The organism is Streptomyces sp. NBC_00872, from assembly GCF_045161915.1.
Taxonomy (GTDB): domain Bacteria; phylum Actinomycetota; class Actinomycetes; order Streptomycetales; family Streptomycetaceae; genus Streptomyces.
Genome location: NZ_CP108806.1, coordinates 8,879,707 through 8,904,331, shown reverse-complemented (window position 1 = coordinate 8,904,331; position 24,625 = coordinate 8,879,707). Strand labels below are relative to the sequence as shown.

Below are 24,625 nucleotides of genomic sequence, written 5' to 3'. Positions count from 1 at the left end.
GAACACCGCGGACACCGCTGCGGCCGTACCCGGCGGCCGCTAGTGCCGCATCAGGCAACGTTTGCCCTGTTTACGACCTCGCGTAGGCGTTCGTCGGTGGCGTGCTTGTTCCGCCGGATGATGTATCGGCGGATCATGCTGCCCTGCTCCCTGTGGCTGGCATGGTCGGTGCCGTCGAGGGTGAAGTAGCGCAGGGCGGTGAACTGGGCTTCGATGCGGTTGAGCCAAGAGGAGTTCGTCGGGGTGTAGGCGATCTCGACGTTGTTCGCGTCAGCCCAGGTGGCAACCCGCTGGCAGCGTTTCGTGGTCAGGTGCGGGGAGTAGTTGTCGCAGACGATGGCGATCCTTACCGTCGCGGGATGGAGGCTGCGCAGGTAGCGGCAGAATTCCAGGAACTTGGAACGGTTCTTGGTCTTCTTGATGTGGCCGTAGAGCTGGTCTTTGCCCAGGTCGTAGGCCGCGAACAGGTGGCGGACGCCGTGCGGGCGGGTGTAGGTGGCCCGCCGTCTGGGCCTGGGGTCCCGGTCGGGGTCCTTGTGCCGGCCGCTGCGTTCGGCCCACTGGCGTCCGGGGTGCGGCTGGAGGTTGAGCGGGCCGAACTCGTCCATGCAGTAGATGACCTCGGGCTCGCCCGGCTCGGGTACGACCTCACGGTCGGCGATGGCGTAGAGGTGCTCGACGCGGGCCTTCTTCGCGGTGTAGTCGGGGTCGTTGGAGGTTTTCCAGGTCTTCACGCTTTGAAAGGTGACGCCTTCCTCGCGGAGCAGGATGCGCAGGCCCTCGTGGCTGATGTCGTCGACCACCCCCTCGGCGACCAGGAAGTCGGCCAGCTTGACCAGGCTCCAGGTCGAAAACGGCAGGCTGTGCTCGGTCGGCCTGGACTTGGCGATCTTCTTGATCTCCCTGCGCTCGGGCAGGGTGAAAGTCTTCGGCCGTCCGCCCTTGTACTTCGGGTAGAGCGATGCGAAGCCGTCGGTGTTGAAGTTGTGGATGACATCCCGGACTCGGTCCGCACTGGTGAACGTGACCTCGGCGATCTTCGCCACGGCCATGCCCTGCGCGGACAGCAGCACCATCTGGGCCCGGCGCCAGGTCACAACCGACCCGGTGCCGCGGCGGATGATCCGCAGCAACCGCCGGCCCTCGTCATCATCAATCTCACGAATTCGTACCCGCTCGGCCATGCGCACAGCCTGCCAGCGTCCTGGACCCTGGCTGCTGGTATCCCGGCCGTGTCACACCATTCGGCGTTTCCTCAGCTCAGCGAGCCAACCCCGTACTTGCTCGTCGTCGTGCAGGTAGCCGCCGCCCTCATCCGCGGGCAGGTCAATTCCACACAGGAGGTTCAGCGCCCACCACGAGAGGTCGTCCCAAGCAAGCCGGTCGTCGGCCACCCACCGCGCAGCCCAGCGGTCAGCCTCATCCCTCGTCAGCCGACCCTCGATGAGCGACGCGAAGCAATCCTCAACCTCATCAAGCGTCGGCTGGTGCCCTGCATCCATGTCCTGACCGTACAGGCAGGGCAAACGTTGCCTGATGCGGCACTAGGTGTATTGATCACGAGCGTTGTTGACACTGGCCGGGCTTGATCATGGCGAAGACCTCCGGTGTGGTGGAGCTGTCTAGGACTGCACCACACGGAGGTCTTCGTGTCCCACCGTAATGCCCGGCTGACCGTTCATGGCAGGCGGCTGCTGGTCGAACGCGTCTGCGCAGGCCGCCCGGTCGCCCATGTGGCGGCCGAGATGGGTATCTCGCGCGCCACGGCCCACAAGTGGATCCGCCGTTGGCGGGCCGAGGGCGACCAGGGCCTGCACGACCGGTCCAGCCGGCCCAGGACGACACCGCACCGCACCCCGCAGGAGACGGAAGCCCGGGTGTGCAGGCTGCGCCGGGAACGCAAACTCGGTCCCGCCCGCCTCGGCCCGGCCCTGGGCCTGCCCGCCTCGACCGTCCACCGCATCCTGACCCGACACGGCCTGAACCGCCTGGCACTCCTGGACCGGCCCACCGGCCAGGTCATCCGCCGCTACGAACGCGACAGGCCCGGCGAACTGGTCCACGTCGACGTCAAGAAACTCGGCCGGATTCCCGACGGAGGCGGCCACAGGGTCCTGGGCCGCCAGGCCGGCCGCGCCACCCGCGCCGGCATGGGCTACGACTACGTCCACTCCGCCGTCGACGACCACAGCCGGCTCGCCTACAGCGAAATCCACGACGACGAGAAGGCCGCCACCTGCGCCGCCTTTCTCCGCCGGGCGGCAGCCTTCTTCCACACCGCGGGCATCGACCGGATCGAACGCGTCCTGACCGACAACGCCTGGCCCTACCGCAAGAGCTTTGCCTCGCAGCAGGCGCTCGCCGACCTCGGTGCGGCCGGCAAGCTCACCCGCGCCTACCGGCCCCAGACCAACGGCAAGGTCGAACGCTTCAACCGCACCCTGCTCGACGAATGGGCCTACATCCGGCCCTACACCAGCAACCACGAGCGAACCCAGGCCCTGACAGACTTCCTCCACACCTACAACCACCACCGCTGCCACACCGCACTCGGAGGCCACCCACCCATCACCCGAGTCAACAACCCTGCGGATCAATACATCTAGGCCCTGTCCGGGCGGTCTTCGTGGACCCGGACGGGACCTAGAGGTCGATCAGCGCTCGCCGGTCGCCGCGACCGTGCCGCAGTTGCTCAGCGCCCCGAAACCGTAGAACGCGGTGACGGCGGGGTTGCGGCAGAGCCGCGAACTCGCCCCGACGAAGGCGGCGTTGATGTCCGTGTTCACGAGGCGTGCGGTGTCTACGACGACGTAGACCAGATGGATGTAGGGGAAGTGGGTGTTGAACGTGCCCTGACCGGTGATGGGCGCCACACCGTCCACCGGCGCGAGCACGACTCTGCCACGGGTGTCCGTTTGCACCCCGTTCATCTGGGCGATGTAGCTGGAGATCGAGAACGGCACGATGTGACCGGCGGCGGTCAGCACCGTGCCGTTGTTCTCGGGGACGGGGCCGCCGACACAGGCGCCGAGCTGGGCCTCGCTGATACCCAGCGTCGAGAGCCACTCGCTCCGGGTGGCCGAGCCCGGCTGCGGCAGCAGCGGGTTCACCCTGATGCCGGCCACCTGGGTGGTCTGGCACGTGTAGATCTGCCGAAGCCCCGTCAGCGTGAGGGGCTGACCTCTGAGCGGGCTGTCGCCGCAGACGGCCGCGGTCACCCCCTCCGCGCCGAACTGGATCCAGCTGAGATCCTGTGTGGAGGTGTCGAGGGGCCCGCGGGTGACCCCGGCGAAGTCCAGGCAGCCCGCTTTGGTGTCGATTGCCCTGCGCAGGGCGTCAATGCCGGCCGAGGACCCGTTCGGGCGGGCAATCTGGCAGTTGGCTGGACGGGGCTCGATGATCGGCGAACCGCTCGACCCGTAGCAGGCGAAGTTCCCCTGGCCGAGGGCATCGAGCACGGGCGTGACCCTGTCCGCGCAGACCCCGACGATCGGGGGGTAAGTCCCGGTCGGCGGGTCGGCCTGGGCCGGCGCGGCGATGGTCAGGCCCAGGCCCAGAGCCAGGCCCAGGGCCATGCCCAGGGCCATAGTGAACGCCACTCCGGCCGCCTTCGTCACGCGTCCGACGTTCCTCAGGAAGTTCACGTGGTGCCTCCTTGTCTTGGGGTGCGCCGAAGTCGTGGGGCACTGCGCGGCTGACGCGGTGCGTACGGTGTTGAAACCCCCGCGTGACGTCGGAACGCACCAGGCGAAAACACGTGCCCCACGACCTTTCAGGGGCGCGGCCTACAGGCGCGGAAGCGAATGTGGCCGAGGCGCGGCCGAGGCGGCAATTCCGTCCGATGAGAGCGACGACGTGGCCGACCGCGCTCCCGTGGCACCACTCTGATGAGACTGCACGGCTGGCGTCGGTCGCGCTGGATCCGTACACGCCGGTAATCGTCCGAATCAATGGGCTTGGCCCTTGACCACGATCGTGGTCAAGGGCCAACCCCGTACCTGCATGGCCACGACAGCGGGCCGACGCCCGGCCGGGCTCAGCGCTCACCGCTCACCGCTCAGTACTCCGTGCTTAGCGCTCAGCGCTCAGCGCTCAGCGCTTGGACACGAAGACGTGCGCGGCTGTCTGCGTGGGGAGTTCGGCGGCCTTCCCGCCGCTGCCGACCATCACACCGCCGGGCGACGACGTCACGCTCACGACCGCGCCGGGCCGCACCCCGGCGCGCCGCAGGGTGTACATCAACTGCGGGTCGGTCTGGATCAGCTCCCCGATGCGCCGTACGACCGCGCTCGCGCCGTTCGGCACGGGCTTTAGCTCGCTGAGGCTGACCATGCTCCCGTCGGGGAACGCATCCACGGTGTCCACGGTGCTCTTCCCGCCGAGTTCCTCCAGGCCCGGGATGGGGTTGCCGTAGGGCGACTGAGTCGGGTGCCGCAGCAGTTCCAGGACGCGGCGTTCGACGGCCTCGCTCATCACATGCTCCCAGCGGCAGGCTTCGGCGTGGACCTGCTCCCATTCCAGCCCGATCACGTCGACGAGCAGGCACTCCGCGAGCCGGTGCTTGCGCATCACACGCGTGGCGATCCGCCGGCCCTCCCCCGTCAGCTCCAGGTGCCGGTCGCCGGCGACGCGCAGCAGGCCGTCGCGCTCCATGCGGGCGACGGTCTGGCTGACGGTCGGGCCGCTCTGGTCCAGGCGCTCGGCGATGCGGGCGCGCATGGGGACCACGCCTTCCTCCTCAAGCTCCAGGACGGTGCGTAGATACATCTCCGTGGTGTCGATGAGTCCGGACATGATGAGTCCGGACATGCTGTTCGTCGTCAGGCAGGGGTTTCGGCGGTGGCGGTCAGGACCGCACGGCCGAGGATGTGGCCGGCCATGGTGAAGCCGAGGACGGCCGGGGTGGCGTCGGTCTGGACGCCGATGGACTCGACGTCGAGGGCGTGTACCACGACGAAGTAGCGGTGCGGGCCGTGTCCGGCGGGCGGGGCGGCGCCTATGAAGCGGGCGGCGCGGGCGTCGTTGGGCAGTTGGAAGGCGCCCTCGGGCAGGGCAGAGCCGCTGTCGTCGCCCGCGCCCTCAGGCAGTTCGGTGACGGTGGCGGGGATGTCGGCGACCGCCCAGTGCCAGAACCCGGACCCGGTGGGGGCGTCGGGGTCGTAGACGGTGACGGCGTAGCTCTTGGTGCCCTCCGGTGCGTCGCTCCAGGACAGCTGCGGGGAGACGTCCTTCCCGCCGGGGACACCGGACAGGCCGGAGAGTTGCTCGGGCGACCAGGCGGCGCCGTCGGTGATGGTGGTGCTGGTAACGGTGAAGGAGGCCGCCTCGGGGAGGCGGGCGAAGGGGTCGTTGGCGCTCATCGCGTCGTTCCTTTCAGGCCGTGCTGCGGGGTGGCGGTGATACGGCCGACGGAGGGCCGCGCGGCATCGCGTAGAGGCACCGTCGCCGCCTTTCAACGCCAGTAGATCGACCATAACATGGATAATCGATTATTTGCTGGATCATCTATGCTGAGGACATGACTCAGACGGTCCGCACCTCGACCTCGCCGGCGAAGCAGATGCTCTCCGAGCAGATCTACGCACACCTGCGGAACGCGATCATGCGCGGGGACTTCGCCCCCGGTGACGCCCTCAAACCGCAGGACCTCGCCAGGGAACAGGGCGTGAGCCTGGCCGTCGTGCGCGAGGCGCTCGTGCGGTTGGCCGGCGAGGGCCTCGCCGACCGGCTGCCCAACCGCGGCTTCACCGTCCCGGCCTTCTCCGACCGCCGCTGGCAGGAGATCGCGGAGGCACGCCGGACCGTCGAACCGGTCATGCTGCGCATGTCCATCGAGCGCGGCGACCTCGACTGGGAGGCCCGCGTACGCGCCACCCACCACCGTCTGACCCGCACCCCGGTGTACGTGCCGGAGGAGGGCGAGCACTACAGCGGCGCATGGTCCGAAGCTCACCGGGTCTTCCACCGCACCCTGTTGGAGGGGGGCGGCAACCCCGTCCTGCTGGAGACCTTCGACCGGATGTGGACCGCGAGCGAGCTGGCTCGCCGCTGGTCGGCGCAGCGCAACCCCGACCGCGACGGCATCGACGAACACCGCCGACTGGAGGAGGCGGCGCTGGCCCGCGACGCCGACACCGCGGCCGAGGTACTGGCCCAGCACCTCACCCTGACCGCAGCCGGACTGACCGGCTGCACCCATCACGAACCCACGAGGAAAGCCTGACGCGCCTCGCCGGCCTGCCCGTCGACCGCGGCCCCGGCCCGCGCCGCACACCGCCAGGGCTGCCAGGACCGCCTCCAGCCGACCGTCGGTTCCGAGGTGACGAGGTGACGGGGGGCGAGGTGGCGAGGTGGCGAGGTGGCGAGGTGACGACCAGGTCGGCCGCTGCCCGGCGGCAGGCGCCCGGGGCGGCAGCTGCTCTACGGCGGCCGAGGGCCACGAGTGCCACGCCGACGTCGGGTCACGCCAACGTCGGTGAGCCGGACGGCAGGGGCGCCGTTGGTGCCGCCTCCGGTCATGGCGACAGCGCGGCCGACATGCTGGAACGCCTGGACAACACGGACCTTGCACGCGGGGGCGCCACGGGCCACGGCGCCGACGTGCGGCAGGAGTTCGTCGAAAGGGCGTCGAAGGCGTCGTCACCCCGCTGTTGATGTCTTCAGCGCCCCGCGCGGTCGAGGGCGGCGACCTCGCGTACGGCCTCGGCGACGGCCGGGTAGTCCTTCTTCAGGATCGCACCGTGGTTGCTGGCAACCTTCGCGCTGAGCTGTATGTTCGGCTTGCGCCCGAACACCGGATCGAGACCTTTGCGAATGAGCTCTTGCTCATCCCCCTTGCTTCCGAAGGACGCCCCCGAAGCCAGTACATACCGCACGGGGACGGTGATGTTGTCCAGAACGGGGCCCAGCTCGCGCTCGCGGGCGAGCTTGCCGACCTCGATGTTGCTGTTCGCCATCTGTTCGGCGGTCATCCGCGGGGTCAGGCCCGTCGGGCACAGCAGCGGCATGAACCAGCCCATCCGCCGGAAAAGCTTCCGGATCCGCTGCTCAAGAGCCTCGTCCAGCCAGTCGTACGGCTGCGCGCCGTCGACCAGGACCGCGCCCACGGTACGGTCCGGATTCCGACCGGCCCAGTGTGCTCCGACGAACGCTCCGTAGGACCAGCCCACCACCAGTGCCCGGTCCACACCCCTGGCCGCGAGAACGGCGTCGACGTCCCGGACGGCCGCCTCGAAGGAATAGTCCGCCGAACGCTTCGACTTCTTGCCGCGGGCCCGCTCGTCGTACGTGATGTGCCGCCAATCCGTCCCCAGTTCGGCGATGACCCGCCGCCAGTACCCCTGAGTGGCGAACTGGCCGTTGAGGTAGACCACCGGGATACCGGGACCGCCGGTGTCGGTGACCGCCAGGGCCGTATCGTCAACCGGCACCATGCCGGTCCACTTCGATTCGGTCGAAGAAGTGCTGTTCTTCGTCATGCGTTCCCCCCTGGTCGCGTTGGGCGTCTTGTACGACTTCCCCAGGCCCTGCACGCGGACCGCAGGCCCTGGACCTGATGGGCCGCGGTGGTGTCACTCGCAGTACACCCGCATCTGGTTCTCGGGGTCGTCCATGTCGATGGCGATGTCGTCGAGGTGCTCGATGAGCTCCTCCAGGTGCTGCGGCTTGAGCTCGTTGAGGTCGATGGGAATCCCTGCCTTGCCCAGCTCCGCGTTGATCTTGGTGAGCGCCTGCGGAGGGATGAGGGTCGTGAGCCGGACCCCGGCGCGCAGCAGTTGCAGTGGGACACGGACGTTGAGCCGGAACTGCCCGTCGCCGCCGGAATCGTCCGCCGCGTTCATCACCACGCGCAGGTACTTGGGGCGGGATTTCGGGCGGGACGCGGGTCCCGGTCCCGGCGGCGACTCGGGCTGTACTCGTTCGAGGGCGTCGATCAGCCGCTCGGCCTCGTCCGCGGTGATCTTGCCCTCGGCCAGCATCTGCAGGATCTGGCGGCGCTGCTCGTTCATGGGTTCTCCTTGCTCTGATTCATCTGACGGCTTTGATTTATCTGACGGCTCTGATTCACCTGATGGCTCTGATTCATCTGACGCTGACCAGCACGGCCGTACGGCCCTGTTCGAACTCGAACCGGGTGCCGGGCAGCGCCCACAGCACCTGCCCTACGCCGCGCAGCGCGCCCACCGGGCTGACCCGGGTGGCGAGGCATGCGACCACGCCGCCCAGCACGGCGAGCAGCAGCAGCGGCGACAGCACCAGCACCACCGGCAGGACCGGGACGTACAGCCGCCGTCGGCGGCCGTCGGCGCGGCGGTGGCGTACCGTCACCAGCTGCGGGATCACCGGAACCCCTCCAGCTCGGCCAGCGCCTCCTGGGCGTTGATCTCCCCACGCCGCAGGCGGTCGACGACTTCGGTGGCGCCGGTGGGTGCCGGGTCGGTGTCGACGAAGTCGAGTTGCCCGGCGATCCGGTTCAGCCGGGACTTGACCGTCGGGTAGCTCACCCCGAAGATCCGCTCCATCTCCTTGATCGAACCGTGCGACCGCACGAACGCGGCAACGAACACCTGGTCGTCGACGCCGAGCTGAGCCAACTGCGGCGGCTCGAACCGGCCCTCGATCGCGACGTCGCTGTCCGCGAGGCGGACCCGCTCGACCACGAACGGCTGTCCGCGCGTCAGATCCGTCAGTTCCTGCCAGTCCACGCTCGGCTCCCTTACTCTCGGCGATGCGCCCGCCATTCATTTGTATCTTGATTTTCTTAAGACCACAACGCGCGAACCTTAATTTTTTCAAGTTGATCTTCAGTGATCAAGACTGTGACCTCCGTCGTCTGCGATCCACCATGTCCCCGTGGCGGCCGGCAACGCAGTCGTCCCATCCGGCAGGGCCGTACGGGCGGGGGCGTCGGCCTCGGACCCGATGAGACGGCAGTCGTACGGCCGACGGGCGGTCAGGCCAGGAGTAACGGGGCCGCGCCCACAAGAGCATCGTGCTACCGATCCCGCTTGACCTGAAGCTCGATTGAGGTCTTAACGTCACGGCGTGTTGATCACCGACTGATGACAGGGGAAGACCTCTTGATCCTCGTGACCGGAGCCACCGGAAATATCGGAAGTACCCTCTTGCAAGAGCTCCAGGCGTTCGGCGCCGGACCGTTGAGGGGTCTCACCCGTGACATCGCACGGGCCGCGTTCCCGGAAGGGGTCGAAGCCGTTGCGGGTGACTTCGCTGACACAGCGTCGCTGAAGCCCGCGTTGGAGGGGGTCCGCTCACTGTTTCTTGTGTCACGCATCGGTTCGGACGCCGAGATCATCGAGGCGGCCCGGCGGGCGGGCGTGAAACACGTGGTGCTGGTCTCGTCCATTACGGTTCAGACCCATCCGCACCTGGGCCCCGCCGGCGAGAACCTGACTGTCGAGCAGCTGCTCAAGGAGAGCGGCATGACGTGGACGATCCTGCGGCCGACGCAGTTCGCCTCGAACACCCTGTGGTGGGCGGGAACGATCCGCGAGCAGGAAACGGTCCGCGTGCCCTATGCGGACATCGGCCTCCCCACGATCCACCCCGCGGACATCGCATCGGTGGCCCGGGTGGCACTGACCGAGTCCGGTCACGAAGGGCGGACCTATGCGCTGACCGGTCCGGAGCGGATCACGGCCCGGCGGCAGATCGAGACCATCGCGACGGTACTGGGGCGAGAAGTGCCGTTCGCCGAGATCAGCCGCCAGGAAGCCCATCGTCAGATGGCCGTCTTCCTGGGCGACGAAGCCGCAGACGCGGTGCTCGATCTGACGGGAGGCGACGTCAACGACGAGCTGCTCACGGTGCACGACACCGTTCCCCAGATCATCGGCGCCCCGGCCAGGACGTTTCGGCAATGGGCCTCGGAGAACGCCACCGCCTTCCGCTGAGCCGCCCAATCCTGAGCACGTTCATCCTGCCCCGACAGCGTGACGGCCGGCCGTCGGGGCAGGGGGTGGGGCAGAGATCAGCCAATCTCGGCGGGGCCGGCCTCACCGTTGAGGACGTTCATCCGTACGCGGTCGGGGAGCCAAGGGCCGCACTCCGACATCCGGTCGTACGGCGTGGGCGTCGGCGTCGGCGTCGGCGTCGGCGTCGGCGTCGTACGACAGCGACGTCAGGCGTTCACCGTCGCAGGAGGCCGAACGGGATTCCTCGCCACAGCGCGCGTACGTCGGAGGTACCGTCGTCGGTCACGTAGTCGCCCGGAACGGCCCAGGCCTTCACGGGGGTGGTATCAGCGGTGACCGGAGGCCATCCCGGGTCACCGCAGGCCGCGAAGTCGGCCCATGCGCGAAGCATTCGGCGCGACAGCGCACGGTCCTGCTCGTCGGGGGTGCCATCGGGGGTGCCACCGATGAGGAAGGCGGCGCCCTCCGCGTCCAGGTTGCCGAACGCGAACGGTATGTCGGCGGTGTGCCACGGCCTGGCCTCGCCGCCCGGAGTCTTGCGTCTGCGGGCGAAACGGGAGAGATACGCTCGTCCGCCGGCGCTCGCGTGGTACTCGGCGAGCCGACTGCCGTACTCGCCGAACCGCGCGTCGCCGAAGAGCGCGAGGTATCGGTCAAGCACCGGAGCGTCGGGCGTCAGCGCGCGGTAACCGGCGGCCAAACGGGCGGGGAGACCGAGAGCGTTGACGAAGTCCACGAGTTCCGGCTCCGAGGTGACCTCCCGCACGCCTCCGATCTCGTGCAGGAACCAGTACTCCTCCAGGGTGTGGCACACCAGGAGGTCCACGTCGCGGGAAGCACCGGCAGCGAGCGCGCGGAGCGGATCCACGGGCAGCACATCACCGCCGACGACAGGCTGGAAGACCACCGGATCGTACGCCTGGACCGCCACCACGGGATCGTCCGCGCACTGTCCGGCGACCCTGTCGGAGGCGGCGACCAGTCGCCCCGGCGAGGCGGAGAGCAGCCCGTCGCCCGTCGGGGCGACACCCGCCTCGGCCGCGATCCTCGATGCGATCGCCGCGGCGACCTCGACGGTGAAGAAGGCGTTGGGCGCGCTGTGGGTGATGGCCCTCCGGAACAACCCGCGCGCCTCTTCCATGGCCATCAGACAGGCGACGGATCCCGCTCCGGCGGAGTGCCCCGCGACCGTGACTCTGTCGGGGTCTCCGCCGAACACGGCGATGTTCTCCCGAACCCAGCGCAGAGCGGCGACCTGGTCGAGCAGTCCGCGGTTGTCGGGGAAACCCGGCACATGGCCGAAGCCCTCGAAGCCGACCCGGTAATTGCAGCTGACCACGACCACTCCGGCACGGGCCAGCGCGGCGCCGTCGAAGTCGGGCTGCGCGGAGGAGCCGAAAGTGTAGGCGCCGCCGTGGATCCAGAACAGCACCGGCAGCGGGCCGCCGTCCCGTCGCTCCTGTACCCACACGTTGACGGTGAGGATGTCCTCGTCCCCGGGGCGCCACACCGGTGAGCCGGGCAGCACGGCCGACTGCGGCGCGACGGGCCCGAAGTTCCCGCAGTCACGCGTCGCGCTCGGGTCGGCGACAGGCCGCGGCCGGCGGAAGCGTTGGGAGCCGAAAGGCAGAGCCGCGTACGGGATACCGAGCACAGCTGTGACGCCGTCGACCGATCGCCTGCCGCGTAGCCGGCCACTCGTCGTCCGGAAAACCGACCTCGCCCGTGACTTGTCCCCCATACGTCACAAGCCTCGCACAGCCTCCCGCGGCGCAGAGCCGTCGCCCAACGCGGCGCGGCGCGGTGCCAGGGCACGCGAGCCGAGCCAGACCCAAACGAGAGACCCTAGGCTTTACTGGCGAGCAGTTGGATCTCCCGGAACTGCCGTCGGTCCGTTGGCTGAGGCTCGCGAACCATCCGTCCCACCTCGGCCAACCCGAACTCGCGCAGCATCGTGGCGAGATGATCAGGCCACCACCGATAGGCCGGCGCGACTGTGTGATCGAAGACCTGCGTCGGATGGGACGGACCGGCGCTTGCGGAGAAGCCGACCAGAAGGTGGCCGCCAGGTGCCAGCACACGGTGGAACTCCGCAAGGACGACGGGGAGTTCTCGCGGCGGAGTGTGGATGATGGACCAACGTGAGAGTACGCCGCCCAGTTCACCGTCAGCGATGTTCAACGCGGCCATCGAGCCCACGTCGAACCGCAGGCCCGGGTAAGCCTGTCGAGCCAGCTTGATCATCTCAGGAGAGGCATCGACACCGAACGCCGTCAGCCCCAGCTCGTCCAGATAAGCGGTGACATGACCTGGCCCACACCCCAGGTCAGCGACCTGGCCTCCCCCGTCACCACTCGCGCTGACGACCTCGGCGAAGCCACCCAGGATCGCGCGGTCCAGGGGTCTGTCACCCAGCGAGTCGCGGAACAGTTGTGCATAGGTGGGGGCAGCGGCGTCGTAAGCCTCGCGGGTGGCACTGAGGGCATCGTGTTCGACCATGCTCGCGAGAGTAGTTCCTGCCCCCGAGTAACCGTCCGTCGATCCGGCCAGGACGTTCGAAGACGCGGCGGCGTTCAGCGCGGAATCACCCAGCCCGGCACCCAGGTCCCGGCAGCGTCGTGGCCGGTCGCTGTGGCGGCGAGGTGGGCGCGGAGGGTGGCCAGCGCTGGGTGGGGGTTGTCGCGGTGCCAGAGGAGCGAGTGCGGGTAGACGGAGGTCGGGTCGGTCACCGGGATGCGGCGCAGGCCGTGGCCGGCGGGCCAGACGAGGCGGGTGTGCTCGCCCATGAAGGTGGCCAGGGCCGGGGTGTCGGCGATGGTGTCGAGGAGCGCGTCGGAGCCGAAGTTGGGGCCGGTCGCCTCGATGGTGAGGCCGAACTCGGCGACGAGGTCGTCGTAGTAGGCGGCCCACTCGGTACCGGGGATGATGCCGGGCATCCAGATCCGGTGCCCGGCGAGCTGAGCGAGGGGCACCGACCGGGCGCCCGCCAGCGCGTGGGCGGGGCCGGTGAGGAGCTGGAGCGGCTCGTCGAGCACCCGGACGGACTCGATGTCCGTGGGAAGGGGCCGGCCGGGCACGGCGACGGCGCGGAAGGACGCGTCGATCGCACCGGACCGGATGGCGGCGACGGCCGTCTCGATGTCGAACAGCATCACCACGTCCAGGTCGATCCCGGGGTGTGCGCGGTGGAAGCCTCGCAGCAGTCCCGCCGCCGCGCCGCGCGAGGCGATCACATCGACACGCAGCGGACGCCGGCCGGCGCGCACGGACGCGACCGCGCGCTCGGCGACGCGCAGCAGCTCGCGCGCGTGGGGCAGGAACGCCTGTCCGTCGATGGTGAGTTCGGCGCCGCGCGCGGTGCGGGTGAACAACCGCACACCGAGATTGCGCTCCAGCGCGGCGATGCGTTTGGAGACGGCTTGCTGCGTGACCGCCAGCTCGGCGGCGGCCTCCTGGAACTGCCCCGCGTCTGCGGCGGCGACGAAGGTCCGGACGGTGTCGAGGTCCATATCGAAACCCTATGGGTACAACCGTTGGTTGTGGCCAGGCGGTCCTTCGGTTGTTTGATCCCAGCGTGGGGTGCTCGCTTTGATGCTTCCGATCGCGGATCGGTTGTGCGGGTGAGTGGCGAGGGGGGCGGCGGGCATGAGGAGCGGGCACCGGCTGGGAGAGCTGCTCGGCCATCGGCTGGGACATCGGCTGGGGCATCGGCTCGGAGAGTTGCTCGGACATCGGCTGGGGCGGCGGTTCGGGTGGCTCTGGGGCGCGTACGGGACCAGCGCGCTCGGCACGTGGCTCGCCTTCGGCGCGTTCCCGCTGATCGCCATCCAGGTGCTGCACGCCGGACCCGCCGAGGTCGCCGCGCTCTCCTCCGTGGGGGCCGCGGTGGGTGCGGCCGTGGCGGTGCCGCTCGGCCCCTGGGTGGAGTTCCGCCGCAAGCGGCCGGTGCTGATCACGATGGACCTGACGCGGTTCGCGGCGCTGCTGACGATCCCCGTCGCATTCGCGCTCGGCGTGCTCACCTTCCTTCAGCTCCTGCTGGTCTCGGTCGTCGTCGCGGCGGCCGACATCACCTTCCGCGCCGCCTCCGGCGCGTATCTGAAGACGCTGCTGCCGGCCGAGGACCTGCTCGTCGCCAACGCCCGGTTCGAGTCCACGGCCTGGACGACCACGATCATCGGACCACCGCTGGGCGGCGCGGCGATCGGGCTCCTCGGTCCGGTGGCGACGGTGGTGGCCGACGCGGTCAGCTACCTGCTCTCGGCTCTGGGTATCCGCGCGATGGGCGGGCACGAGCCGCGGCCCGAGCGCCGGGAGGCCGCGCGCGTACGGGCCGGGGACCTGCTCGACGGCTGGCGGTACATCCTCGCCGACGCGGCGCTGCGTCCGCTGTTCTTCAACACCGCCTTGTTCAACGGCCTGGTGATGGCCGCCTCGCCGCTGCTGGCCGTCCTGATGCTCGGCCGACTCGGCTTCGCACCGTGGCAGTACGGTCTCGCCTTCGCCGCGCCCTCGATCGGCGGGCTGCTCGGTTCGCGGCTGGCCGGGCCGCTCGTCACCCGGTTCGGGCAGCACCAGGTCCTGGTCGTGACCGGGGCGCTGCGCGCGATCTGGCCCGTCGGCCTGGCCTTCCTGGGGCCGGGCACCGGAGGGCTGCTGCTGGTGATGGGCGTCGAGTTCGGGCTCATCTTCTGCTGCGGGATCTTCAACCCCGTCCACGCCACCTACCACCTCGAACGCACCGCGAGCGACCGGGTCACCCGTACGTTGTCCGCCTGGGCGGTGACGACCAAGGCCTCGACCGCGCTCCTGACGGCTGTCTGGGGCGTGCTGGGCGGCCTGCTCGGCCCGCGTACGGCCATCGGCCTCGCCGGTGTGCTCCTGCTGGCGACCCCACTGCTGCTCCCCCGCCGCGCGACGGCGCATCCCTCCGAACCGGAACCGGCACCGACCCGCATCTGACGGGCCGCCGGGGGGCGCCGTAGCGGAGGTCATGGCGGGCATGACCCGGCGTGGACATGACCCGGTATGGAGGCCGGTTGTCCAAAACTCGCCTGCCGGGAGGCGTCCCATCGAGCTCATGTGTTCGCCGCGTGATACCCCAGCTCCGCGTGATACCCCAGCTCATGGGGTCAGCGGTTCCAGATAGCCGACTTCGAATCTGTCCGCCACGACCACCGCCGTGACCTCACCTGTGTCGTCGCGTCCCACCCAGACCGGGTGGACGCCGTCTCCGCCCAGCATGAAGGTGACCAGCTCGGCCCCGGTGGCGTCATCGGTGACCTTGATGTAGCCCTCGTCGGTGTCGTGGACGTCTTCGCCGCCGCCGACGGTGAGGGCCCGCATGTAGCGGCTGCCCAGTTCGGTTCGAGCGGTGGAGTCGACGAAGCATCCGGTGGCGGAGTCGACGCCGAAGCCGAAGTACTCGCCGTCACGCAGCAACCTCACGTCCTCGCCCGGCGGGACCGCCATGGTCCAGTTGGCAGTCCGCTTCTCGCTCACCAGCAGACGCACGGCATAGGTGTCGCGGACAGTGAAGCGGTCACCGAACATTTCGTCTTCGTAGCTGGCGCCAGTCTCCTGCACCGGGTAGACGCCGGGCGGAACTTCGATCACCAGTGGGTCGCGCTCGGCGCCGTTGGGCAGATAGGAGGGGTCACTGACCGACAACTGTCCGGTGGGCAAGGCGATGTCGGTCACCGTTCGAACCTGCTCGATGGTGAGCGGCTCCGACCGGTGCCGGTGCGCGAACCTGGATCCGGGACTGAACAACTCGTCAGGCCAGGGCGCGGCCGCCGGCACCGGTGGCCGCCAGCCGAAAGGCTCCGCCGCACCAGTGGTCGGCCGCAGCGCGATGTCTGAAGTCTCCTCGACGAGCTTGAACGTTCCCCGCGACCCGAACTGGGGTGCTGTCAGCAGGCTCTCCCAGCAACCGAATTTCGGAACCGGCAGCCACCACAGGTCGCGCGGCAGGTCGACCAGAGTGTGCGTTGAGCCGCCGAGCCTGCCACGCGGGTACAGGCCCTGGCTGTTCTTCCCGTCCGGGTACAGATCGATGGTCCGTTTCCAGGTCTCGTCCGCGAGATCTGGGAGATCAGGGAGATCAGGGAGATCCTGCTGCTCGTATCGCCACTCGGCCAGATGGCGCAGGAACAGCCGCCCCGGCTCCAGCCTGCGCAGGTCGGCTTCGAACACTCGGCGGCCCAGGGAGTCGAACCGCCAGATTCCCAGGTAGTGCTCGGTCCAGGCGACATGCAGCACAGCGACAGGAAGCCCCTGCCCGAGGGCGGCGAGCACGACGGCGTACGGCTCGCCCGCCGCGTCTCGGCGAGCGGCTTCCTCTCGAGAGATCGGGCGGACTGTCGAACGCTTCGAGGAGTCCCATCCGTCGCCGTAGAACGCCTCGACGAGCACGTCGCTCCGCACTTCGGTCATCACTGCCTCCCACTACGCCGTCCGCTCCGTGGATCACCCTAGTGACCGCCTCCGACAGAGGGTCTGCCGTAGGCGAGCCGGGCAGGACACCCCGATGGCGGAGGGCGAGGCCTGGCTCCGTTCGTGATCTGCCGGGGCAGTGCCTAGTGGGTCCCCGGTTCCGGCTTCCGGTCACCGGTACCGGTTCTGGTTCTGGTACCGGTTCTGGTTCTGGACGCCTCCGTGAGCACCTCCCCGGCCGCCGTCCGCACGTACAGCACCGACCGCCCGGCCCGCCGCCGCTCCACCAGCCCCGCGTCCAGCAGCACCCGCAGATGCCTGCCCACCGACCCCAGCACCTGCCCGGTCACGGCGACCAGCTGGGTCGTGCTCATGGGAGTCCCGAGCAGCATCAGCAGTCCGGCCCGCGAGGACCCGATGAGCGCCCCGAGCCCGGCCGGGGCGGGCCGCCGGTCGTGGTCCTCGGCGAGCACCCCGAGACACGGGTAGACGACGGCGTACCGCTCCCGTCCCTCCCACGACACCCACCCGTTCTTCGGCGTCACCGGCATGAACAGCAGCTCGGCCCCGGCGGCGATCTTCCGCGGCGGATACGCGTTCACGTTGACCTGGAACCGGCTCTCCCCGAGCCAACGCGTCCCCGGTTGCAGGGAGTCCAGCACGGCCGCCCAGCCGCCCTGGCTCACCCGCGCGGTCCGCGCGGCCATGTCGGCCTCCAAGACGCGCCGCCGACGCTCCCAGTACGGCCGTACGGTCTCCTCCCAGACATACGTCAGAAGCGCGGTCGCCCGCTCGGGCAGGTCGTCCCGCTCCAGGGCGGCGGGGAGCGGGCCCCGGAGGCATACGCGGAGGTTGGCCCGCGCCTCCTCGGGTCCGGTCGCCCGCACCCGGGCCACGGTCTCCTCGAAGCTCTCCCCCTCGCACGAGGTGGGGCAGAAGAAGTCGGCGATCCAGGAGGTGCCGAGCGCCACCCGCGCGACCAGCGCGGCCACCGGGTCGGCCGCGAGGCGCGCGCGGTAGCCGGACAGGTGCGCCCGCAGCCAGGCCTCCTCGCCCGGATGGGCACCGGTCCCCGCGTGCAGCAGCTTCAGGCTCGCGAAGGTCTCGGCGAACGGCGAGAGCACGAACCGGCTGCGGGCGAGGGTGTCGGTGTCGATCTGCCACAAGCCCATGGGTACGACCTTCGGGTACGACCTTTCGCGTGTCGGCGAAACAATACACAAGGCCACCGGCCCGCTCCGAGACTCCTACGCATGCGCAGCTACCGAACCCTGTTCCGCACCCCGGAGTTCACCCCGTTCCTGTTCTCCTTCGCCACTGTCGCCGCGGCCCAGACGATCGGCGGTCTGGCCCTCGGCACGCTGGTCTTCCGGGCCACCGGCTCGCCGTTCCTGTCGGCGGTGAGCATGTTCGGCCCGCAGCTGGCGCAGTTGCTGGGCGGCGCGTTCCTGCTCTCGGGCGCCGACCGCCTGCCCCCGCGCGCCCTCCTGTCCGCCCTCGCCCTCGCCTTCGCGGCCGGCACGGCGGTGCTGGCGCTGCCCGGCCTGCCCGTCTGGGCGGTCTTCGCCGTCGTACTCCTCCAGGGCCTGGTCGCGTCGCTGGGCGGAGGCGTGCGCGGGGGACTGCTGAACGAGATCCTGACCAAGGACGGCTACGTCCTGGGCCGTTCGGTGTACAACATGCTCTGGGGCCTGACGCAGATGGCCGGTTTCGCGACGGGCGGCGCACTGCTGGCGCACCTGTCCCCACGGACCTGTCTGCTCCTGGCGGCCGCGCTGTACGTGATGTCGGCCCTCGTCACCCGCCTGGGCCTCACGGCCCGCCCGCCGCGCTCCTCCGGCCGCCCGTCCTTCTCGGCGACCTGGCGCACCAACGCCCTCCTGTGGTCCTCACGCCCCCGCCGTCTGACGTACCTGGGTCTGTGGATCCCCAACGGCCTGATCGTCGGCAGCGATTCGCTCTACGTCTCGTACGCCCCCGATTCCGCCGGCACGCTGTACGCGTTCGGGGCACTGGGCATGTTCGTGGGTGACATGGCGGTGGGCCGCCTGGTACCGCCCGCGTCGCGCCCCCGTCTCGCGACCCCGCTGCGCCTGCTGCTGGCGGTTCCCTATCTGTTCTTCGTCCTGCGGCCGGGAGTTGCGCTGTCGGCCGTGGCCGTCACCGTCGCCTCCGTCGGCTTCGCCGCGAGCCTGGTCCTGCAGGAACGCCTGATGTCCCTCACCCCTGACGACCTCGCGGGCCAAGCCCTCGGTCTGCACGCCACCGGTATGGCCGCCATGCAGGGCGTAGGCGCTGTCCTCGCGGGCACGCTGGCCCAACTGACGTCCCCGGCCACGGCGATGACGCTGATCGCGGCCGGATCGGTCACCGTGACCCTGACCCTCGCGGCGCTGGGAAGGCACGACGAACGACAGCGGGCCGCCCCCGGCACGCACCCGGGCGCCCCCGGCACGCACCCGGACGTCCCCGGCACTCACCCGGGCGTCCTGTCGGAACCCACCACCACGGACTAGCCTCGGGCTTCATGAGGCAAACTGTCCGACAGGTGGCCAGCTCCGCAGAAAGCGTCTCTGACCAGCGAGAACGAGAATTTTCCAGATCCTTGTTCCCGCCCCGTCGGAGGCACTTTAACCACGTGACGCGCGGCGCCCGATCGTCGATAATCCACGCGTGGCCACCATGAACATCGACAGGAATGAACGCGGCCCGTCCCCCCGCTTCTCCGTGACCGCGCTGACCGCGCTGACCGGACGTACCTTCGGCGCGATCCCGCCAACTGCGCTGGTACTGCTCGGCATCGTCAGCGTTCAGGTGGGCTCGGCGTTGGCCAAGAGCCTGTTCAGCGCGGTGGGCAGCTTCGGGACAGTCGCGTTACGACTGTTCTTCGCGGCGGCGGTGCTGATGCTGTTGTGGCGGCCGTCACTGCGCATGGATCGTCGCACGTGGACGGTAGTGCTCAGCTACGGCGTGATTCTCGGCGCGATGAACCTGTGCTTCTACGAGGCGCTGGCCCGGCTCCCGCTGGGGATCGCGGTAACCATCGAGTTCCTCGGGCCGCTGACAGTGGCCCTGGCCGGGTCGAGACGATGGCTGGACGCTTTCTGGGCCGTGCTCGCGGCAGGCGGTGTGGTCCTGCTGCTGGAGGGACGCGGCGACCTCAACCTTGTCGGTTTTCTGTTCGCCCTCGCCGCGGGAACGTGCTGGGGCCTGTACATCCTGGTCGGCGCGGCGCTGGGCCGCCACACCACGGAAGGCAACGGTCTGGCTCTGGGAATGGCCGTCGCGGCACTGGTGGCCGTGCCATTCGGTGTGGCCGACAGCGGAACGGCGCTGATTCAGCCGTGGGTCCTGGTCGCGGGGCTGGGCGTGGCACTGTTGTCGTCGGTGATCCCGTACTCGCTGGATCTGGAGGCACTGCGCAGGATCCCACCGCGCGTGTTCGGCATCCTGATGAGCCTCGAACCAGCAATGGCGGCACTCATCGGTCTCATAGTGCTCCAGGAGTCACTGCACTGGTCGCAGTGGATCGCGGTGCTGTGCGTGGTGGCGGCATCGGTGGGCGCCACACGCGGCGCCCGCGCGGACGTCTGACCTCGGGCTTCATGAGTCGGGCCGTCCGACAGATGGTCCCCCGCGCCGCTCCGACGGGTCGACGCTTCAGCGGGTCGACGGGTCGGCAGGTTGACGCTTCGGCGGGTCGGCAGGTCGGCGGGTCGGCGCTCCGACGGGTGGCAACAGCGAGGTGGCAATGGATCAACAGCGAGTGACAACAGACAGAGTGGCTGCTGCGTCTCCCGGACGGCACCCCACGGTCCACCAGCAATTCGCGGTTCCTGAAGACGTGCGGTCGGTTCAGGATCTTTCACCTCGTGTGAGACGGCGAGTCGTCAGAGGGCGATATGAAAGTTGATGTCTGATTCGTGACTGGGTTGAGTGAGGCTGGCGGGTCGGGTGTCCGCGTGAGGGGTCAGGGGCGCCACGATCTGGCAGCCGGTAGGCAGATCAGGGATGGACGGGACGCGCCACGTCGCCGAAAACGCCGCGGAGCACCCGGATGAAGGCCGCCACCGCGACCGGTACCGTCACGAGGCCGTCCAGCATCAGGACTGCGGACACAAGCCCCCTGAGGAGGAGGAGCCTGCCGTCTCCCGCGTCCTCCTCGGCACCCGCGGCCCTCCCCATGAGCCAGAGGAAGTTCGCGATCACGGTCCCCGTCAACAGGAGCCAGAAGCACCCGATGGCCACATTCCAGCTCCGGGTGACGGCCACCGGATACTGCTCAAGCCGGGCGCGGAAGTACTGCAGCACGATCAGCATGACGATGAGGAGCAGTGTCAACGGCAGCCGCCATCCGTCGTCCGTCATCGCCCACTCGGTCAGGTCCTTCCAGCCCCCCAGCTCCAGCGAACTACTCGTGTGATCATGAGCGATCGCCTTCAGGCTGGACCCAGTCACCAGCAGAACGGTCGCGGGCGCCAGTCCGAACAGGCTCAGCAGCGGGTGGCTCAGCGGTCCGCGCCGCACCCACGGGTTCACCCACACTTGTTGCCGTGGCCCGGGATGAGCCGGCACGGCCCTCGGTCCTGCCGGGCGGGGCTGTGCGGGTGGCTGGTACGCGGGAGGCGCGTACGAGCGCGGTGTGGCGGAGCCCGACAGGTACGCGCTCCGCCCGGATGGGGGCGGGATGGACGAGGGCTGGGCGGACGACGGCGGAGTCCAGGGCCGGGAACCGGAGTCGGCCTCGGTGATCACTGCTGTACTAGGCGGTGGCCCGCCGCCTGTCCCCGCCCTTGTGGCGTCGTCCTCAGCCTCGACGCTGAGGAGCTGCTCTGCTTTCCGGGCGATCGCCAGGACAAGAGGGCCGGGCAGCCAGGGCTCGTCTGTACGGTGTTCCTCTGCCCGGGCCAGCAGGTCTTCTGGAGAGGGACGGTCCGCCGGCCCCTTGGCCAGACAGTCGCCCACCACTGCGGCGTAGTCCTCCGGCATGCCGTTCAGGTTCGGTTCATCGTGGACAGCCCGGTACAGCAGTTCCGGTGGCGAGCCGTTCCCAAACGGGCCGCTCCCCAAGGCCGCAAAGGTCAGCACCGCCCCGAGCGAGAAGATGTCACTCGCGGGGCCCACCTGCTCCCCATGTGCCTGTTCTGGTGACATGTAGCCGGCGGAACCCACCACCGAGCCTGTTGCGGTGAAGGCCGTGTCGTCGGCTGCCCGGGCGATCCCGAAATCGATCAGCAACGGCCCGTCCGAGGACAACAGAACGTTCGTCGGCTTGAGATCGCGGTGTACCAGAGCGCACCCATGCACCGTGCTCAGGGCTCGGGCCAGCCCGGCAAGCAGCCGCCAAAGGGACGGCTCGGGTAGCGGTCCGTGGTCGTGGACGGCTTCGGCGAGGGACGGACCTGGAACATAGGCGGAGGCCAGCCACGGAATCGGGGCATCCGCGGCGGCGGCCAGCACCGGCACCGTTCCTGGCCCGGAGACCTCCCGGGACACACGGACCTCCCGCGCGAACCTTTCCCTGAAGCCCGGCGCACTGGCCATTCCCGCATGCACCATCTTGACCGCCACCGTCTGACCGCCCGGCGACCGGCCGAGGTACACCCGCCCCATGCCGCCCTCACCAAGGCGGTACAGCAGCCGGTACGCACCTACCCGCCGCGGATCCTCAGCCGTCAGCGACTGCACCCAACACCCCCACTTAATAGTGCACTTGGACGGTCAGAGAATCTTGGCAGTTGCGGGCCCATGCGGCCACAGGTACACAGCCGCCTGTGCGAGGCGTCGCGGTACCAGGCGCCGAATTTCCAACGCGCTGCACCTGCCCGCCGCCCGCCGCAAGCTCCGCTTCCAGCTCTCACGCCTCGACTACGGGTCTATCAAGAATTAGGCTCTTCCAAGATTTTCGTAGCTGGTGATCACGTCAACTTGCCTGTGCTATCGGCTGGTTGGAGCGGGGCTGGGTGAACATGTCCCGGATCCGGAGTGAGTCTGGTCAGTGTGAGCCCGTCGAGGTGTTGTGGCACCATCCCCGTTGTGGATGACCGTACGGATGACGTGGACTGGTCCGGCCTCTTCCATGCCTCGGGCCCCGCCGGCGACACGCCGCGGCATCTGGCAGCTCTCCTCGGCGACGATGCGGAGGCTTTCGTCGACGGGTACTCACACCTGTGGTCGGAGACGCTTCGCCGCGAGGGCAAGGCCTGGCCTGCGACGGCGCCCACCGCGATGCTTGTCGCCGAGCTACTGGACAATCCGCTGCTGGGGCCGGATGATCCCTCGCTGCCCGACGCCATGCTCGCCTATCTGTACCAGATCGGCGTCGCCGCCGACTTCGGAGACCGGGCTGCGGAGATCCGTGCTCGGGTCAAGGACCGCACACCGGAGCTGCGGGCCTGGACTGCCGAGTACGTGTCGACCGATGCGGATGGCAGGGCCCGGATGTGGCGGGACGGCACGGGTCTGGGTGAACTCGTCCTCGATCAGGCGGCGCTCGCCTGCTTCGACCTGGTTCCCGCGCTCCTGTGGCGAACACTGCCGCACCTCGCGTCGGAACGTGCCAGGCGCAGGACCTGCGCCGCCGCAGCTGTCGGGTCACTGGCGCGGCATCCCGCGGCCTCCGCGCAACGTCCGGAGCTGCTGAAACTGTTGACGTCGATGGCCCGGGCCGCCGATTCCTCGCACGACCTGGCGACGATTGTGATCGCCATTGGCCACCTCGACGGCGACACGCGCCCCTGGCTGGCTGACCCGCATGCAGGCGTTCGGGCCTGCGCGGCCCTGGCGCCCAACCTTGCCGGCGACGACGCAGCGGACCAGGTGCTGATGGAACTGGCGCGGTCGCCGCAAGCCTTCGGCAAGTCCTTTGGCGACCTGGCTCCACCCCTGCAGCTCCAGTCCAAGTCGTACCAGGACCTGCTCACAGGGCGACGCGCGAGCTGATGCCCGGTGCCCGGGACGGGGGTTACGGTCGCGGCAGGGTGAACAGCCCCTGCTCGGTCTCGGCCAGGATTCCCCGCTCGGCGAGCCGCTTGAGCTTCAGGCGGACGTTGTTGATGCTGTTGGGCGCGCGATCTCCACGCCCATCGCCTCACACACCGCCCGCGCCCGCAGCGGGGCATTGGCCGCGGCGAAGACCGCCATGATCTGCTGGTAGGCCGGATGGTCCGGCAGTTTCGCGGCCGGCGGCTCGGACGGGGGTGGATCGGGCAGTTCCAGCAGTGTCTTGCGGGTGTCCCGGATCTCCTCGGCGGCTGTGTCGAACCCGTCCAACAATGCTGTCAGCTCCGCGATCTTCTCCCGAGCCGCCTCAGCCTGCGCGGCGATCTCACGCTCCCGCTCCTCCAGCCGAACAAGTACCGCCCCCAAAGTCAGCTCTCCACCGGTCATGCTCCACGCCAGGCAGGGGTGGAGGGGCCGGTCAGCATCCTCGACACCGGTCGCTTATCGCCCAGTACACCCTGGACTCGGCCGAGGCGGTCCGGTGCTCGTAGTCGCGCACCAGCCGGCGGTGCAGCATCAAGATCCCGTTCGTTTGCTCCACGATCCACCGCTTGGACTGCGGGACGAACCCGACATCGGCCGGGTTCCGCGCGACGACTTCGACCTCGATGCCCACCTGCTGCCCGTGGTCCACGACGGTCTTCTTGAACCCCTGGTCCACAAGGGCCTTCGTCACGGTGCCGGTGTTCGCTGCGACCTTGTCGAGCAGGACGGTGCCGAAGGCGTTGTCGTGGACGGAGGCGGCGAGCACCACCACCGCGATCACCAGGCCCAGGACGTCGACGGCAAGGCCCCGCTTGCGACCAGGCACCTTCTTGTTCGCGTCTCGTCCGGTCGTGCCGGCCGGGACCCCCGCGGCGGCGTGCAGGCTCTGGGTGTCGAGCACCACCAGGCTGGGGTCGGCTAATCGGCCCCTCTTCTCCCGGACCTGCCAGCGCAGCAGGTCGTGGATGGTCTGGTCGGTGCCGTCGTCGCGCCATTTGTAGAAGTAGTACTTCACCGCGCCGGCGGGCGGCAGGTCGTGAGGGAGGTAGTCCCACTGGCAACCGGTCCGGGACTGCGGGACTGGTAGAGCAGGGCGTTGACGATCTCCCGCATGTCGTAGTTGCCCTGGTGGCCGCTGACTGAGGGGTGCCGGGCCTTCCACGAGGTCACCACGGGCTTGATCAGGGCCCGGCGCTCGTCGGATAAGTCGCTCTTGTAGGACTGGCGGTCGCTCACGGGTGACACTCCAGCGCTCCCGAGCCTCCCGA

General features: G+C 69.2%; 23 protein-coding genes and 1 pseudogene. 7 read left to right on the top strand and 17 right to left on the bottom strand.

Annotated features, from left to right (window positions below):
* Positions 1 to 50: 50 nt before the first annotated feature.
* Entirely contained in the window at positions 51 to 1,184 is a 1,134-nt protein-coding gene (locus OG214_RS37475) for an IS630 family transposase (protein WP_331745869.1), read from the bottom strand.
* 51 nt (positions 1,185 to 1,235) lie between these two features.
* The gene (locus OG214_RS37470) at positions 1,236 to 1,502 is read right to left on the bottom strand and encodes a hypothetical protein (protein ID WP_363086384.1); all 267 of its coding nucleotides are present in this window, start codon (positions 1,500 to 1,502) and stop codon (positions 1,236 to 1,238) included.
* A 147-nt stretch (positions 1,503 to 1,649) separates the two neighbouring features.
* Between OG214_RS37470 and OG214_RS37465 the strand changes: the two genes are divergently transcribed.
* The gene (locus tag OG214_RS37465; RefSeq protein WP_405987340.1) at positions 1,650 to 2,606 is read left to right on the top strand and encodes an IS481 family transposase; all 957 of its coding nucleotides are present in this window, start codon (positions 1,650 to 1,652) and stop codon (positions 2,604 to 2,606) included.
* 48 nt (positions 2,607 to 2,654) lie between these two features.
* On the opposite strand, the gene OG214_RS37460 is transcribed toward OG214_RS37465, so the two are convergent.
* From OG214_RS37460 to OG214_RS37450, 3 genes are all read right to left on the bottom strand, one after another.
* A complete protein-coding gene (locus OG214_RS37460) occupies positions 2,655 to 3,644 on the bottom strand; it encodes a hypothetical protein (RefSeq protein ID WP_405987339.1) in 990 nt (329 codons plus the stop codon).
* A 448-nt stretch (positions 3,645 to 4,092) separates the two neighbouring features.
* Positions 4,093 to 4,794, bottom strand: a complete 702-nt coding sequence (locus OG214_RS37455; protein ID WP_405987711.1) for a metal-dependent transcriptional regulator — start codon at positions 4,792 to 4,794, stop codon at positions 4,093 to 4,095.
* 26 nt (positions 4,795 to 4,820) lie between these two features.
* Positions 4,821 to 5,360: a YbhB/YbcL family Raf kinase inhibitor-like protein gene (locus OG214_RS37450; protein WP_405987338.1), complete on the bottom strand. Its 540-nt coding sequence runs from the start codon at positions 5,358 to 5,360 to the stop codon at positions 4,821 to 4,823.
* Positions 5,361 to 5,518: 158 nt separating this feature from the next.
* Between OG214_RS37450 and OG214_RS37445 the strand changes: the two genes are divergently transcribed.
* Positions 5,519 to 6,223 carry a GntR family transcriptional regulator gene (locus OG214_RS37445; protein ID WP_405987337.1) on the top strand — a complete coding sequence of 235 codons (705 nt, stop codon included), beginning with the start codon at positions 5,519 to 5,521 and terminating at the stop codon, positions 6,221 to 6,223.
* 436 nt (positions 6,224 to 6,659) lie between these two features.
* Here OG214_RS37445 and OG214_RS37440 read toward each other — a convergent pair whose 3' ends face one another.
* From OG214_RS37440 to OG214_RS37425, 4 genes are all read right to left on the bottom strand, one after another.
* Complete coding sequence (locus OG214_RS37440; protein ID WP_405987336.1) at positions 6,660 to 7,478, bottom strand: alpha/beta fold hydrolase; 819 nt, start codon at positions 7,476 to 7,478, stop codon at positions 6,660 to 6,662.
* Positions 7,479 to 7,571: 93 nt separating this feature from the next.
* The gene (locus OG214_RS37435; RefSeq protein WP_382853653.1) at positions 7,572 to 8,009 is read right to left on the bottom strand and encodes an SHOCT-like domain-containing protein; all 438 of its coding nucleotides are present in this window, start codon (positions 8,007 to 8,009) and stop codon (positions 7,572 to 7,574) included.
* Positions 8,010 to 8,082: 73 nt separating this feature from the next.
* Complete coding sequence (locus tag OG214_RS37430) at positions 8,083 to 8,343, bottom strand: hypothetical protein (protein WP_405987335.1); 261 nt, start codon at positions 8,341 to 8,343, stop codon at positions 8,083 to 8,085.
* The gene (locus OG214_RS37425; RefSeq protein ID WP_405987334.1) at positions 8,340 to 8,705 is read right to left on the bottom strand and encodes a DUF2089 domain-containing protein; all 366 of its coding nucleotides are present in this window, start codon (positions 8,703 to 8,705) and stop codon (positions 8,340 to 8,342) included. The genes OG214_RS37430 and OG214_RS37425 overlap by 4 nt, the downstream gene beginning before the upstream one ends.
* 375 nt (positions 8,706 to 9,080) lie before the next feature.
* Between OG214_RS37425 and OG214_RS37420 the strand changes: the two genes are divergently transcribed.
* Positions 9,081 to 9,914, top strand: coding sequence for an NAD(P)H-binding protein (locus tag OG214_RS37420; RefSeq protein ID WP_363084072.1), 834 nt, complete (start codon positions 9,081 to 9,083; stop codon positions 9,912 to 9,914).
* A gap of 235 nt (positions 9,915 to 10,149) precedes the next feature.
* Here OG214_RS37420 and OG214_RS37415 read toward each other — a convergent pair whose 3' ends face one another.
* From OG214_RS37415 to OG214_RS37405, 3 genes are all read right to left on the bottom strand, one after another.
* Positions 10,150 to 11,676: a carboxylesterase/lipase family protein gene (locus OG214_RS37415; protein ID WP_405987333.1), complete on the bottom strand. Its 1,527-nt coding sequence runs from the start codon at positions 11,674 to 11,676 to the stop codon at positions 10,150 to 10,152.
* Between the two features lie 104 nt (positions 11,677 to 11,780).
* Entirely contained in the window at positions 11,781 to 12,434 is a 654-nt protein-coding gene (locus OG214_RS37410) for a class I SAM-dependent methyltransferase (protein ID WP_405987332.1), read from the bottom strand.
* Positions 12,435 to 12,508: 74 nt separating this feature from the next.
* Positions 12,509 to 13,444: a LysR family transcriptional regulator gene (locus OG214_RS37405; protein ID WP_405987331.1), complete on the bottom strand. Its 936-nt coding sequence runs from the start codon at positions 13,442 to 13,444 to the stop codon at positions 12,509 to 12,511.
* A 136-nt stretch (positions 13,445 to 13,580) separates the two neighbouring features.
* Here OG214_RS37405 and OG214_RS37400 point away from each other — a divergent pair, with 136 nt between their 5' ends.
* Complete coding sequence (locus OG214_RS37400) at positions 13,581 to 14,897, top strand: MFS transporter (protein WP_405987330.1); 1,317 nt, start codon at positions 13,581 to 13,583, stop codon at positions 14,895 to 14,897.
* Between the two features lie 162 nt (positions 14,898 to 15,059).
* Here the strand turns inward: OG214_RS37400 and OG214_RS37395 are convergent, their stop codons facing one another.
* Both OG214_RS37395 and OG214_RS37390 read right to left on the bottom strand, forming a co-directional pair.
* Complete coding sequence (locus tag OG214_RS37395) at positions 15,060 to 16,349, bottom strand: DUF4241 domain-containing protein (RefSeq protein ID WP_405987329.1); 1,290 nt, start codon at positions 16,347 to 16,349, stop codon at positions 15,060 to 15,062.
* A gap of 164 nt (positions 16,350 to 16,513) precedes the next feature.
* Positions 16,514 to 17,542: a winged helix-turn-helix domain-containing protein gene (locus OG214_RS37390; protein WP_405987328.1), complete on the bottom strand. Its 1,029-nt coding sequence runs from the start codon at positions 17,540 to 17,542 to the stop codon at positions 16,514 to 16,516.
* An 81-nt stretch (positions 17,543 to 17,623) separates the two neighbouring features.
* Here OG214_RS37390 and OG214_RS37385 point away from each other — a divergent pair, with 81 nt between their 5' ends.
* The gene (locus OG214_RS37385; RefSeq protein WP_405987327.1) at positions 17,624 to 18,886 is read left to right on the top strand and encodes an MFS transporter; all 1,263 of its coding nucleotides are present in this window, start codon (positions 17,624 to 17,626) and stop codon (positions 18,884 to 18,886) included.
* 166 nt (positions 18,887 to 19,052) lie between these two features.
* Positions 19,053 to 19,964 carry an EamA family transporter gene (locus OG214_RS37380; protein ID WP_405987710.1) on the top strand — a complete coding sequence of 304 codons (912 nt, stop codon included), beginning with the start codon at positions 19,053 to 19,055 and terminating at the stop codon, positions 19,962 to 19,964.
* Between the two features lie 411 nt (positions 19,965 to 20,375).
* On the opposite strand, the gene OG214_RS37375 is transcribed toward OG214_RS37380, so the two are convergent.
* The gene (locus tag OG214_RS37375; protein WP_405987326.1) at positions 20,376 to 22,058 is read right to left on the bottom strand and encodes a serine/threonine-protein kinase; all 1,683 of its coding nucleotides are present in this window, start codon (positions 22,056 to 22,058) and stop codon (positions 20,376 to 20,378) included.
* Between the two features lie 348 nt (positions 22,059 to 22,406).
* On the opposite strand from OG214_RS37375, the gene OG214_RS37370 reads away from it, so the two are divergent.
* Complete coding sequence (locus OG214_RS37370; RefSeq protein ID WP_405987325.1) at positions 22,407 to 23,312, top strand: hypothetical protein; 906 nt, start codon at positions 22,407 to 22,409, stop codon at positions 23,310 to 23,312.
* Positions 23,313 to 23,408: 96 nt separating this feature from the next.
* Here OG214_RS37370 and OG214_RS37365 read toward each other — a convergent pair whose 3' ends face one another.
* Both OG214_RS37365 and OG214_RS37360 read right to left on the bottom strand, forming a co-directional pair.
* Entirely contained in the window at positions 23,409 to 23,738 is a 330-nt protein-coding gene (locus OG214_RS37365) for a hypothetical protein (protein WP_405987324.1), read from the bottom strand.
* 17 nt (positions 23,739 to 23,755) lie between these two features.
* Positions 23,756 to 24,593 (bottom strand): annotated as a pseudogene (locus OG214_RS37360) (IS5 family transposase).
* Positions 24,594 to 24,625 lie beyond the last annotated feature (32 nt).

Excerpts from the sequence above, each read along its gene's own strand:
- OG214_RS37405 (WP_405987331.1), bottom strand. The coding sequence starts at position 13,444 with ATGGACCTCGACACCGTCCGGACCTTCGTCGCCGCCGCAGACGCGGGG.
- OG214_RS37435 (WP_382853653.1), bottom strand. The coding sequence starts at position 8,009 with ATGAACGAGCAGCGCCGCCAGATCCTGCAGATGCTGGCCGAGGGCAAG.
- OG214_RS37450 (WP_405987338.1), bottom strand. The coding sequence starts at position 5,360 with ATGAGCGCCAACGACCCCTTCGCCCGCCTCCCCGAGGCGGCCTCCTTC.
- OG214_RS37390 (WP_405987328.1), bottom strand. The coding sequence starts at position 17,542 with ATGGGCTTGTGGCAGATCGACACCGACACCCTCGCCCGCAGCCGGTTC.
- OG214_RS37410 (WP_405987332.1), bottom strand. The coding sequence starts at position 12,434 with ATGGTCGAACACGATGCCCTCAGTGCCACCCGCGAGGCTTACGACGCC.
- OG214_RS37380 (WP_405987710.1), top strand. The coding sequence starts at position 19,053 with ATGAACATCGACAGGAATGAACGCGGCCCGTCCCCCCGCTTCTCCGTG.
- OG214_RS37415 (WP_405987333.1), bottom strand. The coding sequence starts at position 11,676 with ATGGGGGACAAGTCACGGGCGAGGTCGGTTTTCCGGACGACGAGTGGC.
- OG214_RS37440 (WP_405987336.1), bottom strand. The coding sequence starts at position 7,478 with ATGACGAAGAACAGCACTTCTTCGACCGAATCGAAGTGGACCGGCATG.
- OG214_RS37475 (WP_331745869.1), bottom strand. The coding sequence starts at position 1,184 with ATGGCCGAGCGGGTACGAATTCGTGAGATTGATGATGACGAGGGCCGG.
- OG214_RS37400 (WP_405987330.1), top strand. The coding sequence starts at position 13,581 with ATGAGGAGCGGGCACCGGCTGGGAGAGCTGCTCGGCCATCGGCTGGGA.
- OG214_RS37455 (WP_405987711.1), bottom strand. The coding sequence starts at position 4,794 with ATGTCCGGACTCATCGACACCACGGAGATGTATCTACGCACCGTCCTG.
- OG214_RS37445 (WP_405987337.1), top strand. The coding sequence starts at position 5,519 with ATGACTCAGACGGTCCGCACCTCGACCTCGCCGGCGAAGCAGATGCTC.
- OG214_RS37470 (WP_363086384.1), bottom strand. The coding sequence starts at position 1,502 with ATGGATGCAGGGCACCAGCCGACGCTTGATGAGGTTGAGGATTGCTTC.
- OG214_RS37385 (WP_405987327.1), top strand. The coding sequence starts at position 17,624 with ATGCGCAGCTACCGAACCCTGTTCCGCACCCCGGAGTTCACCCCGTTC.